This is a genomic window from Liquorilactobacillus sp. (assembly GCF_047719775.1).
Taxonomy (GTDB): Bacteria; Bacillota; Bacilli; order Lactobacillales; family Lactobacillaceae; genus Liquorilactobacillus.
In genome coordinates, this window is the sequence record NZ_JBDNTS010000011.1 from 15,451 (window position 1) to 30,991 (window position 15,541).

Genomic DNA, 15,541 nt, shown 5'->3' on the forward strand with positions numbered 1-15,541 from the left:
GAGACCAATGGATATCATAGTACAAATTAATTTGTAAACTCGTTTAAAAGAATCGATAATAAATAATTCTCATAATAAATTAATAAACTAATTTTAACCTATTTGTTATAGAAATACAATGCTATAAAAAACCTTGTTTTTTTAATCGACTGCTATATAAAATGCTCTTTTTATAAAGTAGAATGAATAATGGTAAATGTTTATGCTACTTGACAAGTAAATTCAAAATGTTACTTTTGAATAGTAATTTAATAAGATTAATTAAAATTTATGGAGAATTAAGATGACAGATAAAAAACAGCTTACATTAATGAGTGTGATGCTCATGATATTTACTTCTACATTTTCATTTGACAACACATCAATTGCGTATTACACCATGGGGGATGCTGGAATTATATGGTATATTCTAGCTGCTCTTTTCTTTTTTGTTCCTTCAACCCTGATGTTTTCTGAGTTTGGGGTTGCGATGCGTGATGAACCTGGGGGCGTCTTCTCATGGTTGGAGAAATCTCTAGGGCTAAAGTGGGCATTCATCGGCGGGTTTATATGGATTGCATCTTGGATAATCTTAACTGTTTCAACAGTTTCTAAAATTTGGATAATGTTGTCTACAACGATTAGCGGTGCTGATAAAACAGGACAATGGCACATTTTTGGCTTGAATTCAACTGAGACAATTGGATTGATTAGTATATTATTTATCATAGTTGTGACAGCTATTTCTGTGAGAGGCTTAGATAAAGTATCCAGCCTGGCAGCAATCGGGGGAATAGCGGCGGTTGTTTTAGCATTATTTTTTATAACAGCAAGTCTTTTTTTTCTTGTTTTAAATGGTTTCAAGTTGGCAGAGCCAATTAATTTTCCCAAAAGCTTCATTGAATCGCCCCGACCAAGCTACCAGTCAACCAGTCAAATGATTTCTTTTTTAATTTATGCAGTTTATGCATATGCAGGAATTGAAGCATTGGGTGGTATTTCAGATAAAATGAAAAATTCAAAAAGAAATTTTCCAATTGCATTGGGAATCAGCGCGTTACTGATCGCATCAGCATATGCAATTATTATCTTTCTATGGAGTACTTCTGCAAACTGGCATGAGGTATTTCAAAAGGGCGGTGTGAATCTAGGCAATACAACATATGTTTTGATGAGCAACTTAGGATATAGTATCGGTAATGCACTTGGTTTATCAGCTAATCAAGCTGAAGCATTAAGTTTCTTCTTTGCTCGTTTTGGTTCTTTTACAATGTTATTGAGTTATTTAGGGTCTTTTTTTGTGATTGTTTATATGCCGATAAAGTCGTTCATTCTTGGAACCCCAAAGAAGTTATGGCCAAAATCGCTTCCAGCACTTAATCGTTTTGGAATGCCAAGTAATGCAATGTGGTGGCAGGCAGTGATTGTTTGTATATTAATTGCATTGACATCATTTGGAAATAATTCTGCAAAAGCTTTTTATGAAATTTTAACATTGATGGATAATGTTTCATCTACGCTGCCATATTTATTCCTTGTTAGTGCCTTTATCTTCTTTAAACGCAATCAAAAAATTGTAAAGCCCTATGTCATTTTTAAGGTAAAGTGGAAGTATATGACAATCGTTATAGCAGTTAACCTTGTCCTTTTATTAGGCGTTGGCTCGACAATGGTTGATGCAATCACAACTAAGAATTATTTGAATCTCTTTTTAGAATTAATTGGACCTGTATTATTTGGAGTTATTGGTTATTGGTTGTATGTGTTATATGAAAGACGTACAAAAAAATTTGAAAAATAATTTATTTTTTAGTTGACAGATAGTTTGTGAAGTATTAGAATTCCATTAAGCTATTAGAACGATATTAATAATCTTGTGAGAAGAAGAGTAACTAATGATAATTTTTTACAGAAAGTCTGACGGTGCTGAGAGCAGATATTAATTAGATTAGTGAAGATGAGCTTTGAGATAGAGATGTTTGGTAGATTGCTGAATATTCGGTAGGAACCGTTAAATTCCCAGGCATAGTATCTTTTTTATGTGCTGATGAGACACTTTTTAAGTGTGAACAAGGGTGGTATAGCGCTAATTCGCCCCTTACCTGTTTCTGTGAGACGGGTAAGGGGCTTTTTTGTTATTTTAATAGCAGTTGCTGGTAAGGACTATTTCTGAATCAATGGAAGGTGGATTTTAATTATGGTTAATTCAACGGTTACAAAAATACATTATGATATTGTGGGGAGTTTTTTGAGACCTGATGAACTAAAGAAGGCTCGCGAGAAATTCAATAACAAGGAAATCACTGCAAAAGAATTACAGGTAATTGAGGATAATTTAATTAGGGAATTAGTGGAAAAAGAAAAAGAAAGTGGCTTGAAGATTGTAACAGATGGTGAATTTAGAAGAAGTTATTGGCACCTAGATACCTTTTGGGGATTTGAGGGGATTGAGCATGTCATACCTAGTCATGGATATTTATTTCATGATGAAGAAACCAGAGCAGATTCTGCAAGAGTTATTGGTAAGATAAAATTTGGTACGGATCATCCAGATTTACGCGCCTACAAGTTTCTAAAAGAGTTGGTTGAAAATGACAATGGAATAATTGCACGACAAAGTATTCCAGCACCTGCTCAATTTTATTCAGAGCTTGTACGAGATGAGGAGAATACTAAGTCCTTAAGACAATTTTATCAAACAGATGATGAATTAATTGCTGATATTGGAAAAGCATATCGTGAATTAATTCTCGCATTATACGACGAAGGTTGTCGGGATATAAAGTTGGATGATTGTACATGGGGCATGGTGGTTGATAATCACTATTGGGCAACGCGTGCGAGCGAGGGTCTAGACCGGCAAGCAATTCAAAAGACATATCTAGCGGTTAATAATGCAGCATTGGTAAACCTTCCAGATGATTTAAGAATCAGTACGCATGTCTGCCGAGGAAATTATCATTCAACATGGGCTGCTTCTGGTGGATATGCACCGGTTGCGGATTATCTGTTTGCAAAAGAAGATGTTGCAGCCTTTTATCTTGAGTTTGATGACAATCGTTCGGGAGACTTCGCACCATTAGCCAAGGTTCCAGCAGGAAAGGATGTTGTTTTAGGATTAGTAACAAGTAAACATCCAGCGCTTGAGTCACCGGAATCACTAATTGCCAGGGTAAATGAAGCCGCACAGTATGTAACGCTAGAACATTTACAGTTAAGCACGCAATGTGGTTTTGCTTCAACTGAAGAAGGAAACAAGCTAACACAGGAGCAGCAATGGGCCAAAATTAAGCTGGTAGTTGATACAGCAAAGCAGATTTGGAAATGATATATGGAATGAGCGCAAAAAGGCAAGTGGAGCTCAAATAAATTTTAAGTTTGTTATATTTTAGTTAAAAAAGATAATTAAAACAGGAGGAATTTACTATGACAAAACAACAACTGCATTTCGAAACACTGCAGGTACATGCTGGACAGAAAGTTGACGAAACTGGGGCGCGCGCTGTACCCATATACCAGACAACATCATATGTATTTAAAGATGCGGCCCAAGCAGCTGCACGTTTTGCCCTTCAAGATCCTGGCAATATCTATAATCGTTTGACTAATCCGACGACAGCAGTTGTTGACGAGCGTGTGGCAGAATTAGAAAATGGAACTGGCGGTGTGACATTAGCGACGGGTGCGGCAGCGATTACAGCAGCAATTACTAATGTCGCGGGTCAAGGTGATGAGATTATTTCAGCAAGTACAATTTATGGTGGAACTTATAATCTATTTAATGTGACCTTACCCAAATTAGGGATTAAAACACACTTTGTGGATTCAGATGATTCAAATAATTTTGCAGAAAAAATAAATGAGCATACAAAAGTAATTTATGTTGAGACAATTGGTAATCCGGATATTAACCTCATAGACCTTGAAGCAATTGCGAAGATTGCGCATGAACATGGAATTTTAGTTATTTCTGATAATACTTTTGCTTCACCATACTTATATCGTCCACTTGATCATGGGGCAGATATCGTGGTTGAATCTGCAACCAAATTTATTGGTGGACATGGAACAGCTATGGGCGGAATAATTGTAGAAAATGACAAGTTTGATTATCAAAAGAGTGGACGATATCCAGAATTTACTACACCAGATCCACAATACAATGGCTTAGTCTTTGCTGATTTAATCGGAGGGGCATTTACTACAAAGGTTCGTGCTGAAGGGCTACGTGATACAGGAGCAGCCATTAGTCCATTCAACTCATTTCTATTGCTCCAAGGGTTAGAAACGTTATCGTTGCGGGTAGAACGGCATGTTGCAAATACTAGGAAGATCATTGGATTTTTACAAGCACATCCGAAGGTATCTTGGATTAAGTATCCAGAGTTAGCCGATAATAAGTATAAAGAATTAGCAAAACGTGATTTTCCAAATGGTGTAGGTTCTATTTTTACTCTTGGATTGACAGGTGGGGAAAAAGCAGGGAAAGAATTAATTGAAGGTCTTGAGATTTTTTCTTTACTGGCTAATGTCGGGGATGCGAAGTCATTAATTATTCATCCAGCATCGACAACCCATGCACAGTTGAACAAGGATGAGTTGTTGCAAGCAGGAATTACGCCAGATTTGATTAGAATCTCAATTGGAATTGAGAACGCCGAAGATTTGATTGCAGATCTTAAACAAGCATTAGATAAGATTGAATAATGCTTATGAGAATGAAAGGCTGGAAGATTGAATAGTCAGTTAACAAGAAGACGGGGAATTATTGAAACTTTGCCTACCGTTCTTGGTTACGTTGGCATCGGAATAACTGTTGGAATCGTTGGCAGGGCCTCTGGATTGACCGTGTTGGAAGTTTTATTGATGTCGATGATAACGTATGGCGGCTCAGTTCAATTCGTGATAATTGGCATGATTATTAGTCATAGTGAGCTATTACCAATTATTTTGGCAACATTTCTAGTCAATGCAAGAATGATTTTAATCAGTATGTCAGTCGCACCCTATTTAGAACAAGAGTCAATCCTTAAAAATATATTATTGGGTTCACTGCTAACCGATGAAACATATGTATTAAGCATGAATAAAATTAATTATACCAAAAAAAGATTAAATTTCGACTGGCTCAACATCAGTAATTTGATAGCATATTTTACGTGGGCAATTGCTTCACTTATTGGAGCTTTAATAGGTGACTATGTGGGAACACCTCAGAAATTTGGATTGGATTTTGCTTTAGTTGCAATGTTCATTGGACTATTGTGTTTGCAAATCATCAGCGAGAGAGAAATTAAGTTGGGACTGCAAATACTGGTTATTTTATTCACGCTGTTTACAATCTATATTGGATTGATTTTTGTTTCTGCAAACATATTGATTTTACTAGTAACAGTTTTGGGCTGCTTGTTTGGAGTGATCATGAAAAATGTATTCTTTTGATTATGTATTTAAGATTATTATATGTTCCGGTTTTGTGGTCTGGTTGTCTAAAGTCTTTCCTTTAGTAATTTTGAAAAAATATAAGTTGAACGATAAAATGGTGAGTTTTTTGAGCTTTGTCCCACTTACAATAATGTCTGCACTATGGTTTGAAAGTTTATTTATTCAACATCTAGGTCAGCTGCCAAGTCTAAATATTGAAAATTTAGCGGCCTCGGTGCCAACGATTTTAAGTGCACTTTTAACCAAGAGCCTTTTGGTAATTGTAATTGTAGGAGTTGTCTCTTTAGCGTTCATCCGGACACTTGAGATATAGTTTTAAAAGAAATAAGTACCTATACAAAAAAGCTGCAATAATTGGAAGATGATTTCTAAAGAATTAGACTAGAAAACTAATTTTTTAGAGTCGTCACAAATTATTACAGCTCTTTTTTATTTTTAGTAGAACTAATCAACGGGAACGGTAAATTGACTATTGTATAAATCAGCATAGAATCCATTTTGCTTCATTAATGAGTCATGATTTCCAGTCTCAATAATCGACCCATGATTCATTACTAAGATACTATCAGCATCGCGAATTGTAGAAAGTCGATGTGCAACTACAAAACTAGTACGATTATTAAGTAAACGTGCCATTGCTTTTTGAATAAGAATTTCGGTTCGGGTGTCAACCGAGCTAGTTGCTTCGTCCAAAATCAAAATATCTGGATTTGCTAAGAAGGCGCGGGCAATCGTCAAGAGCTGGCGCTGCCCCTGGGAGATGTTCGAAGCTTCTTCATTCAGGATTGTTTGGTAACCATTAGGTAATTGTCGAATGAACATATCAGCATGGGCAGCTTTAGCAGCTTGATAGACTTCTTCTTCCACAGCATCTTCTCGCCCATATTTGATATTATCGTAAATCGAACCCGTAAAAAGCCACGTATCTTGTAAAACCATCGCAAAATGCGCACGGACTTGTTCACGTGTTAGATTTCTGATATCACGTCCATCAAGTTTAAGTGAGCCATTCTTAATGTCATAGAAGCGTTCTAGCAGATTAATTAGAGTAGTTTTACCAGCACCAGTTGGACCAACAATTGCAACCTTTTCCCCGGGTTTGACTGCAAGATTCATATCTTTAATTAAGATTTCACTGTTATTGTAGCCGAAATCGACATGTTCGAACTTAATCTTCGCGATATTCTGTGTTTCATCTGTTATTGCAACGCTAGTATCTTTCATTTCTTCTTCGTCTAATACTTGGAAGATGCGCTCAGCAGATGCAACAGTCGCTTGAATAGTGTTGGCCAAATTAGCAAGTTGTGTGATTGGCTGAGTGAACTGGTTGACGTATTGTAAGAAGGCTTGAATATTTCCAAGTGTAATTTGTCCATTTGCTACTTTTAAGCCACCTACAACAGCTACAAAGACATATCCAATATTAGAAACAAAGTTCATGAGAGGCATAATTAGTCCAGAAATGAATTGGGCTTTCCATGAAGAACGGTAATAAGTATCATTTTGTTCTTTAAACGTTTTAATACTTGATTTTTCCTTGTTGAAGGTTTTAACAACCGTGTGTCCAGAAAAACTTTCTTCGATTTGATCATTAAGTAAACCCAAGCTCTTTTGCTGTGCTGCAAAATATTTTTGTGACCGTGGGGCGACTAGAGAAATAACGAGTATACCAAGTGGAACGGTAATACAAGCAATCAAAGTCATCTCCCAACTGATTGAAAGCATCATGAATAAGACGCCAACAAAAGTGACGGCACTCGTGACAATTTGCGCGAGACTTTGTTGCAACGTTCCAGCAATATTGTCCATGTCGTTAATCGCACGAGACATGATATCACCATTGGAGTGAGTATCATAATATACAATTGGCAGTCTTTGCAATTTCGACTTAAGATCTTGGCGGAGTCGGAAAACAATTTTTTGTGAAATATTGGCCATAATCAGCTGTTGGAAAAAAGACAGGGCAGCTGAGAAAATATACATAATTCCGACAGTTAGTAAAATAGTTTTTATCTTTGTAAAGTCGATTGGAAGAGAACTAAGATGCTGTCCAGCTTTTATCTCTTTATATCCCTTTAAGAGACCATTGAAAATAGCGGTAGTTGCTTCGCCTAAAATCTTGGGCGAAATAATCTGGAAAATAACAGAGCCGACCGCAAATGCAATAACGACGAATAAGAACCATTTCCAAGGTGCCATGTACTTGCACAGACGCCATGTAGTCTGCCAAAAATTCTTTGGTTTTTCTGTTGTTTTACCGATGTTACTTGCTGGTCCATGATTAGCCATTAGATGTCCTCTCCTTTCAACTGTGACTTAATAATTTCTTGGTAGGTAGAGTTACTTTCTTTCAATTCAGCATGTGTTCCATGACCAATATTTTTGCCTTCATCAAGAACGATGATTTGATTAGCTGTGGTGACTGTTGCAATTCTCTGAGCAACGATAATAACGATGCTCTGACCGATTTTTGCATCGTTAGATAGTGCCTTGCGCAGGTTTGCATCTGTCTTAAAGTCAAGCGCAGAGAACGAATCATCGAAGATATAAATCGCAGCTTGTTTGATGATTGCACGGGCAATTGCAAGACGCTGGCGCTGTCCACCTGAGAAGTTGGCTCCATTATGTTCAACGATGGAATCCAACCCTTTATCAAGTTCATTGACGAATTTGGATGCTTGTGCTATTTCAAGTGCATGCCACATTTCATCTTCAGTCGCATCTGGTTTTCCAACCTGTAAGTTGCTCCGAATTGTACCCTTGAATAAGAAAGCCCTTTGCTGAACGAATGCTATCTGTTCATGGAGCCGATTCTGAGACAATGTGGAAATATCAGTTCCATTAAGACTAATCTGTCCAGCTTCAATATCATATAATCTTGGAATCAGATTTATTAAAGTTGACTTACCTGCGCCGGTTCCACCAATGATTGCGAGTGTTTCACTTGGATGTAAGTTAAAACTAATTGATTCAAGTGCACGGCGTTCAGCGTGAGCATAACGAAAAGCAACATCTTTAAAGGAAAGCGAGAGTTCAGAATCACTCAAGGAGACAGGATGTGTCTTTTCTTTAATTGAATATTCTGTGTCTAGAACTTCTTGAATACGAACAGCTGCAGCTTGCGCTCTGGGAATAAATACAAAAACCATTGAGAGCATCATAAAGCTGAATAAAATCATTGCAGCATAGGTCATAAATGATACTAAATTTCCAATTTCCATTGACTGTTTGGCAACTAAGTTAGCTCCAATCCAGATAATTCCAATGTTTGTTCCGTTTAGAATTAATGTCATAATTGGGAACATCAAAGATACCAAGCTGAATGCTTTAATAGCCGTATTTGTATAGGACTTATTTGCATCTTTAAAACGATTTTGTTCGAAAGTGTCTTGTCGAAAAGCTCGGACAACACGGACGCCAGTTAGTCCTTCACGAAAAACAAGATTAATTCGGTCGATTTTGTTTTGCAAGCTGCTGAATAATGGTCCAGCAAAGGACATGACAATTCCGATTGCAATTGCTAATAACGGCAGAGATATAAGGAAAACAATTGTGAGTTTCTTTTCACTTAAATAGGCCATTATAATTCCGCCAATTAACATTGCGGGTGCTTGAAGCATCATTCGTAAAATCATAACTGTCACATTTTGAATTTGTAGTACATCGTTTGTTGTTCTTGTTGTGAGTGAGGAAGCCCCAAATTTATCAACCTCATGATTTCCGAAATTAAGAACTTTTTCAAATAATACATTCCGCAGTTTAGTACCAAGTTTTTGGGCTTGTGTTGCTGCAAAAAAGACATTTCCAGCCGAGGCTAAGATCCCAATTAGTGTGATACCCAACATTTTTGCACCAGTATGCCAAATATAGGTCGTGTTGCCAGTGGCTACACCTTTGTTGATCATATCAGAAGTGAGTGTTGGCAAATTAAGATTGCAAAAAACCTGAATAATCATAAAAAATGCGGCGGCTAAAACGGGCCATGTTTCCAAACGATTGCGAACTATTTTATACATAAGTGACCTCCATAACATCTAAATCAATTTATTTTTACAACTCCGTATTGGAGCCAAGAAAGCATTTTAAGGCAACTTTCTTGAACAGTAGCGACAGAAAGCGAGTCTTTTTTTGAATGATTGTGAAAGTAACTACCAACAGATTTAAAGAAAATATTCAACATCAAACTAACTAAATCGCGAAATTCTTCAAATGAGTTGATTCGTAAGAGCGAGAGATCAGTTTGTGCATATAGTTTCTGAATTAATTGATGCATATTTCCATGCCCTAGTGCTCTTTGAAGACGAAAATCATGAGCTTCAATCATTGTTTGATAAAATTCAGAGTGACTTCCTTCTAATACGTCCGTAATGCTTGCCTTGAAAAATTGCTTGGATGCTTCGAACAAATCCCCACTAGTCTTCTCTAAAATAGTTAGATAAAGTGTATTTTGTTCATTCTGGATTTGTCCGACAAAGTAGAGATAGCAATCTAATTTATCGGCAAAATATTGATAAAAGCTTCCTCTAGGAATACCTGCAAGTTCAATGATCTCACTGATTGCAGAATCATCAAAACTCTTTCTTGAAAATTCATGACTAATTGCAGCGAACAACCTTGCTTTTTTTTCGGGAGCAAGATTGAAAAAAGTATCCTTGGGCATTATCGTTTTCTCCTTTATGACGACTTGTCATGTGACAATGTGTCATTATAGTTTATCTGAAAAGAAAAAACAAGAATAACCCCAAAATAATAAGAAAGATTAAAAACAGACGGATAATTTATATTATTTTTAAAGAATCTAATGTAATAAATATTGTGCACTAATAAACTTTCTCATCTACATAAATTTTTTTTGGTTTTTTATTGAATATTTCTAAGAGTGTGCTAAAATTAAAACAACTTAATTGATATTGATTCTCAATTAAAGACTAGGGGGAATATACATGAAAAGAAGATTTAAGTTAGTCATAATGTTAGCGGTTGCATTTTTTGCTCTAGCTTGTGGAACTGTGCAAGCTCATGCTGCAAGTACGGATAGTATAGAGAAAGTTTTGCCAACAGGAACATATACATTGGATGTAGGATATTATTCTGATGAAGATGCAACTCAATCTTCTACTGCAATGAATAGTTTTTGGGATACATCAGCACAATTAGTTGTTAATTCAAGTAATCAAGCAAAGTTGGTTTTTACTCAAAAGTCGATGATGTCAGTGATGACTTCAGCAACTTTTAATGGACACTCGTTAGTTGAAAAAAGTGAAGGTAGCACAGGTACTTGGAGTGTTAACTTGTCACCGCAAGAAGCTATAAAGTTGATTAATGGTGATACATATTTATCAAATATTACTTATAACTCAGGCACATATAAGGGAAATCATGATTTTTACGTAAAGATTAACAGTGGTGTTCCAGATACAATTGATCAACCAGGTGAATATGCGCTAGCTGTTGAGTACAATAAGTATGAGGAAACAGCTTTAGATGGTGATTCAGGGGAAGCATCCATGATACAAGAAAATTCTATTTGGAGTGACAATATTACTTACCAATTAAAAGGCGATGGAACGGCTGAATTAACTTTGACACAACAAAGTATGATGGATTATATGACGAATTTATCGTTTGATGGTGTACAGATGGATAAGCATGTTAATACAAGTGATGCAACAAGTGGAACGTGGACTGCAACGATTCCAGCTGCAACTGTGAAAAAAATTTCAAATGGAAATAAAATAGTAGCCAATATGACATATACAGTCGCAAGCATTAATTTTACGCATACAGTTGATGCAGTGGTTGTGATCAATAGTAAAAGTTTGGTTAAAGCTGACTCTTTAGTAACGGTTGCTGAAGCAGAAGCTGCAACAAATACAGATTCCACAGATTCGAGTTCTACAGATTCAAGTTCCACAGATTCAAGTTCCACAGATTCGAGTTCCACAGATTCAAGTTCCACAGATTCAAGTTCCACAGGTTCAAGTTCCACAGGTTCAAGTTCTACAGGTTCAAGTTCTGCGAGTTCAAGTTCTGAAGTAGAAACCAGTGTGGCAAACGTTGAATATCACCAAGCAGATGCTGAAGGCAAAGATTTAAATGAACTTTCGATGATTCAAACAGATGGTATCTGGTCTGATGCGATTAAGATTCAAAAAAATAGTAATGGAACAGCGACGGTGACAATTACACAAAACAAAATGATGAATTATATGACGAAAGTAACATTCAATGGGGTAGAGATGACCAAAAATGTTACCTCAGCGAATGCAACTAGCGGGACGTGGACTGGAGTTTTGAGTAAAGAAAAAGCTGCTGATCTAAAAGTTGGTAACAAGATTTTGATAGGTGTGTCTTACACAATTCCAAATCTGTTTACTCACAATGTTCAGGCATTGGCAGTTATTAAAAGTATTACTGAGGGAACAGATGAAGCAACAACTAGTGACAGTGCTAAAACTACAACGACAACAAAAGATATTGAAGATGTAACCGCACCAACACTGGCTGTTGCTGCAGATGTAAGTAGTAGTTCTGCAAGTGCTGATAGTCCTGCAAAACAAAGTAGTAAATCAACTCTTCCGCAGACAGGCGAGGCAAACTACTCTTATGCTTCAATCTTAGGTGTTCTAGCACTTATTACTGCAATTGGATTAGGAGGAACGCTTCTTAGTGTTGGGAGATTTCGCAAATGAAAATTAAATATTTATTATTAGTTGCAGGAACTTTCTTTTTGGCCTTCTTCATAAAAACAAGTGAAGTGTCTGCTTCTTCATATCAGGCTAGCTATACGATTGAAAAATATGGCACAACGCAGACATCTATTGCGGATGCATACTTTGTAAAACCAGCAACCATTTCAGTCGGGCAAACGCAATATAATGTTAGCATTACGATTAAAACAAGTCATGATTTAGGTTCATTTCCTGTACAAATTTTAAATATTAATGGTCAGGGACCACAAGTCAGCAAAAGTACTTCTGGAAACGCAGATTACTACACCTTTTCTTTCACTACCAAGTCGGTGAAGCAGTCAATGACAGGTAATATGAAGGTTGACATTGATAGCATGGATTATCATCATACGTACGGTTTTACTTTATTACTAGATGCTGCAAGCATTCCGGCGCTTGCTAGTAGTTCGTCTTCAAGCAGTCAGCAAGAAACTGTGATGAGTTCTAATAAAACCAGTAGTTCAACAACCAAAACTGTAGCTGCAAGTAATTCTAGTTCGACCACAGCAACAGCTACTAGTTCAACATCATCTTCTGTTTCTACTTCAAGTACAGCTAGTCAGAGTACAAGCAAAAAAACTAGTAAAACAGAAAGCAGTAATAAAAAAAATAGTAATAAAGCCAGTAATAGTAAAAAAAGTAAAACTAAGAATAATAAAAAAGAAAACAATAATAATAAAAGCAAAAGCAGCAATAAGAGCATGCTCGGATTTTCAATAACAGCAATATTAATTGGCGGCGGTGTTGGAGTATGGGGGTTGATTCGCCATTATAAGATCTAGGAAAATAAAGCAGGTTATTTTAAGTATTATTATCTTGATGATGGCTCTTGGTTTGGTGTACTTCAGCCAGAAGAAAAAAAGTAGTCAAGTATCTGAAAAGCAGCCCAGAATAGTAGCAACAACGGTCGCTATTACAGAGGTTTTTGCACATTTAAAAATGAAGTTAGTTGGTGTTCCAAGTGACAGCAGTCTTCAAAAGGTACCTCAGAGATACCAGAATATTATGCGTGTGGGCAATCATGTGAGTATTAATTGGGAGAATTTACTGAAAGCAAAACCAGAGATAGTCTATGTAGACTCTGAACTGACAGATGAGTATCAAAGTAAGTTAAAAGAACAAAAAATAGGCATGAAATCCTTAAACTTTCAAAATTATGGTAACTTGGTAAAGAGTATTGAATATTTGGGTAGGAAGTATGATCGGCAAAAAGATGCACAGGAGTTGCTTGCACGAATAAAGATAAAGAATGTCAGCAGAATTAAGAAACCCAAAGTTTTGATACTAATGGGAATGCCTGGCGGCAGCTTTTTAGTAATGAACGCAAAAACTTATTTGGGTGATTTGGTCAAAAGAGCTGGTGGTGAGGTAGTAGGCGCAAGTTCGACCTCACTTTATACTACGGCAAGCAGTGAAGCAATTGCACAAGCTGATCCAGATATCGTTATTCGATTGGCACATGCAATGCCTAAACAAGTGAAGGCAGCTTTTATAACAACTTTTAAACAAAGTCCATATAAGGATTTGAAAGCAGTTAAAGAAAATCATGTTTATGATGTAAAAGCACCAAAATTTTCACCGACAGCCAATTTGAAAGTTAGACAGACATATCAGCAAGTAAAAAGGTGGCTTAATCAGATTGACGAATAAGCAAAAGTTAAGTTTTGGATTAATGTTCTCAGGTTGTATTTTCTTAGCATTGTTTCAATTAATATATAAGATAGAAAGTCAAAGTGACTGGCAATTAATTATTATTCAATTAAGGCTGCCAAGATTAATATTTGAACTTGGAACGGGATTAGCAATAGGTCTAAGCGCAGTATTGTTAGCAGCAACACTGCGACAACCATACCTTGATGGTTCAATGATAGGAATTGCAAGTGGTTCGGAATTAACAATTGCATTAATAACGGTTTTAATACCAGCTTCACTGATTTATCGTGTCTTGATTGGAGCAGTGGCTGGAATATTGTGTTTATTATTGCTACGCAGCAGTATTTTTAAATATCATAATCGTGTTTTGTTCTTGATTATAGGTGGTTTTTGTCTGGCAATGTTTTTTAATGCACTCACAACTATCTTGACTGAAAGCAGTGGTTGGGCTGGGAAAAGTCTGGCAAATGTCACGTGGCTAGATGTTGGCTGGCTGGCCTTGATTACTTTAGTCGCAATTGTTTTCTGGCAAAAGAACAGCAGATATTTGGATTATTTTGCCTTACCTGAATTACAAACTAAGCAACTGGGAATCGATGAAGCCAAAGTAGCTTTGAGTTTACAATTAATTGCGGCAGGTTTATTAGGTGCAGTGACAGCTGTGTTAGGAACTGTTTTTTTTGCAGGAGTAGTAGTTAATCAACTGATTCGTGAATATACTCATTTAGGGATAGCTGCAAGAGTACCATTTGTTATTGTTTTTAGTATTCTAGATGTACTTCTGGCAGACACGGTTGCACATTTTATTTTTTATCCAACGGAATTACCTACGAATGCAGTTTTACTGGTATTATTAGCACCTGCATTCTTAATGTTATTGATGAGGTGGTCACGTGCAATTTGAAGAGTTAGAGGCATCTTATGGTTCAAAAAAAGTTTTTAGCAAGATAACTGGGGAAATAGTTAGACATAATGTAACAACAATACTTGGACCTAATGGTAGTGGAAAAACAACGCTAATGTTAATGTTGGCGCACCTGATGAAACCTACAACTGGGAAAATCAAGCTAGAAAATGACAGTTTATTTTATTTACCGCAAAGAAGTGAAGTCTATGATTATATGACAGTTAAGCAGTTACTTGAAATTACACATTTGGAAAAAGCAGAATCTGATATAAAGCAACATAATCAAATTATTGCTAAACTTGGATTAACCAAATTATTAAATAATGATATTAACAGCCTTTCTGGTGGACAACAGCAAAGAGTCTGGCTAGCATATGCATTTTTACAACCAGCAAGAATATTATTGTTAGATGAGCCTTTAACATATTTAGATGTCAAGTATCAACAAGTTTTTTACAGAATGTTGGTACAAGAAAAGTCAAGAGGAAGAACATTTCTGATAAGCTTGCACGATATAGAGTTTGCACGAAGATGCAGTGAGTATGTTTGGTTTTTGACACCTGAAAAGCTAGTTACTGGAAAAACAGACAAAATATTAATACTTGAAAATATTTTGCATTATTTGGAAATAGATAGTATTAATTAATGGAGGTTATTTCAATCTCAAAAAATAAGGGTCACGTGTGGATTGTATGATTCTGATATAATTTAAAATTAGGTAATGAGTAAAGTGGTAGCATTAAGCAATCAATTACAAGTATTAGTGGTGTCATTTGGAATTAGAAGAGTAAAAAATTGGTAAGTCTTTAAATAAGACCTAGCCGGT

13 protein-coding genes are annotated in these 15,541 nt (G+C 36.2%); 10 read left to right on the forward strand and 3 right to left on the reverse strand.

Annotation, left to right across the window (positions count from 1 at the left end):
- Positions 1-283 precede the first annotated feature (283 nt).
- From yjeM to ABF682_RS07190, 5 genes are all read left to right on the forward strand, one after another.
- Positions 284-1,780 (forward strand): glutamate/gamma-aminobutyrate family transporter YjeM, encoded by a 1,497-nt coding sequence (gene yjeM / locus ABF682_RS07170; protein ID WP_415619394.1) that lies wholly within the window; start codon positions 284-286, stop codon positions 1,778-1,780.
- Between the two features lie 396 nt (positions 1,781-2,176).
- Entirely contained in the window at positions 2,177-3,307 is a 1,131-nt protein-coding gene (locus ABF682_RS07175) for a 5-methyltetrahydropteroyltriglutamate--homocysteine S-methyltransferase (protein WP_415619395.1), read from the forward strand.
- 98 nt (positions 3,308-3,405) lie between these two features.
- Positions 3,406-4,686 (forward strand): O-acetylhomoserine aminocarboxypropyltransferase/cysteine synthase family protein, encoded by a 1,281-nt coding sequence (locus tag ABF682_RS07180; RefSeq protein WP_289981288.1) that lies wholly within the window; start codon positions 3,406-3,408, stop codon positions 4,684-4,686.
- A gap of 27 nt (positions 4,687-4,713) precedes the next feature.
- The gene (locus ABF682_RS07185; RefSeq protein WP_289981286.1) at positions 4,714-5,421 is read left to right on the forward strand and encodes an AzlC family ABC transporter permease; all 708 of its coding nucleotides are present in this window, start codon (positions 4,714-4,716) and stop codon (positions 5,419-5,421) included.
- A complete protein-coding gene (locus ABF682_RS07190; protein ID WP_289981285.1) occupies positions 5,408-5,737 on the forward strand; it encodes an AzlD domain-containing protein in 330 nt (109 codons plus the stop codon). The genes ABF682_RS07185 and ABF682_RS07190 overlap by 14 nt, the downstream gene beginning before the upstream one ends.
- A gap of 131 nt (positions 5,738-5,868) precedes the next feature.
- Here ABF682_RS07190 and ABF682_RS07195 read toward each other — a convergent pair whose 3' ends face one another.
- The 3 genes from ABF682_RS07195 to ABF682_RS07205 are packed head-to-tail and all read right to left on the reverse strand — an operon-like array spanning position 5,869 to position 10,084.
- On the reverse strand, positions 5,869-7,713 hold the full coding sequence (locus ABF682_RS07195; RefSeq protein WP_415619396.1) for an ABC transporter ATP-binding protein: 1,845 nt from the start codon (positions 7,711-7,713) through the stop codon (positions 5,869-5,871).
- Complete coding sequence (locus tag ABF682_RS07200; protein WP_415619397.1) at positions 7,713-9,440, reverse strand: ABC transporter ATP-binding protein; 1,728 nt, start codon at positions 9,438-9,440, stop codon at positions 7,713-7,715. Before ABF682_RS07200 ends, ABF682_RS07195 begins: the two co-directional genes overlap by 1 nt.
- Before the next feature lie 23 nt (positions 9,441-9,463).
- Positions 9,464-10,084, reverse strand: a complete 621-nt coding sequence (locus ABF682_RS07205) for a TetR/AcrR family transcriptional regulator (protein WP_289980504.1) — start codon at positions 10,082-10,084, stop codon at positions 9,464-9,466.
- A gap of 283 nt (positions 10,085-10,367) precedes the next feature.
- Here ABF682_RS07205 and ABF682_RS07210 point away from each other — a divergent pair, with 283 nt between their 5' ends.
- Genes ABF682_RS07210 through ABF682_RS07230 form a run of 5 tightly spaced genes read left to right on the forward strand, consistent with a single transcriptional unit; the run spans position 10,368 to position 15,361 of the window.
- A complete protein-coding gene (locus ABF682_RS07210) occupies positions 10,368-12,116 on the forward strand; it encodes an LPXTG cell wall anchor domain-containing protein (RefSeq protein WP_415619398.1) in 1,749 nt (582 codons plus the stop codon).
- Positions 12,113-12,937 (forward strand): NEAT domain-containing protein, encoded by an 825-nt coding sequence (locus ABF682_RS07215; RefSeq protein ID WP_415619399.1) that lies wholly within the window; start codon positions 12,113-12,115, stop codon positions 12,935-12,937. Before ABF682_RS07210 ends, ABF682_RS07215 begins: the two co-directional genes overlap by 4 nt.
- A gap of 37 nt (positions 12,938-12,974) precedes the next feature.
- Positions 12,975-13,805: an ABC transporter substrate-binding protein gene (locus ABF682_RS07220; protein ID WP_415619400.1), complete on the forward strand. Its 831-nt coding sequence runs from the start codon at positions 12,975-12,977 to the stop codon at positions 13,803-13,805.
- Positions 13,795-14,712: an iron chelate uptake ABC transporter family permease subunit gene (locus ABF682_RS07225; protein ID WP_289980495.1), complete on the forward strand. Its 918-nt coding sequence runs from the start codon at positions 13,795-13,797 to the stop codon at positions 14,710-14,712. The genes ABF682_RS07220 and ABF682_RS07225 overlap by 11 nt, the downstream gene beginning before the upstream one ends.
- The gene (locus tag ABF682_RS07230; protein ID WP_289980492.1) at positions 14,702-15,361 is read left to right on the forward strand and encodes a metal ABC transporter ATP-binding protein; all 660 of its coding nucleotides are present in this window, start codon (positions 14,702-14,704) and stop codon (positions 15,359-15,361) included. Before ABF682_RS07225 ends, ABF682_RS07230 begins: the two co-directional genes overlap by 11 nt.
- The last annotated feature ends 180 nt before the right edge of the window (positions 15,362-15,541 follow it).

What these genes read in the sequence shown, in the direction of transcription:
- yjeM (WP_415619394.1), top strand. Translation starts at nt 284, where the DNA reads ATGACAGATAAAAAACAGCTTACATTAATGAGTGTGATGCTCATGATA.
- ABF682_RS07175 (WP_415619395.1), top strand. Translation starts at nt 2,177, where the DNA reads ATGGTTAATTCAACGGTTACAAAAATACATTATGATATTGTGGGGAGT.
- ABF682_RS07180 (WP_289981288.1), top strand. Translation starts at nt 3,406, where the DNA reads ATGACAAAACAACAACTGCATTTCGAAACACTGCAGGTACATGCTGGA.
- ABF682_RS07190 (WP_289981285.1), top strand. Translation starts at nt 5,408, where the DNA reads ATGTATTCTTTTGATTATGTATTTAAGATTATTATATGTTCCGGTTTT.
- ABF682_RS07195 (WP_415619396.1), bottom strand. Translation starts at nt 7,713, where the DNA reads ATGGCTAATCATGGACCAGCAAGTAACATCGGTAAAACAACAGAAAAA.
- ABF682_RS07200 (WP_415619397.1), bottom strand. Translation starts at nt 9,440, where the DNA reads ATGTATAAAATAGTTCGCAATCGTTTGGAAACATGGCCCGTTTTAGCC.
- ABF682_RS07205 (WP_289980504.1), bottom strand. Translation starts at nt 10,084, where the DNA reads ATGCCCAAGGATACTTTTTTCAATCTTGCTCCCGAAAAAAAAGCAAGG.
- ABF682_RS07210 (WP_415619398.1), top strand. Translation starts at nt 10,368, where the DNA reads ATGAAAAGAAGATTTAAGTTAGTCATAATGTTAGCGGTTGCATTTTTT.
- ABF682_RS07215 (WP_415619399.1), top strand. Translation starts at nt 12,113, where the DNA reads ATGAAAATTAAATATTTATTATTAGTTGCAGGAACTTTCTTTTTGGCC.
- ABF682_RS07220 (WP_415619400.1), top strand. Translation starts at nt 12,975, where the DNA reads ATGATGGCTCTTGGTTTGGTGTACTTCAGCCAGAAGAAAAAAAGTAGT.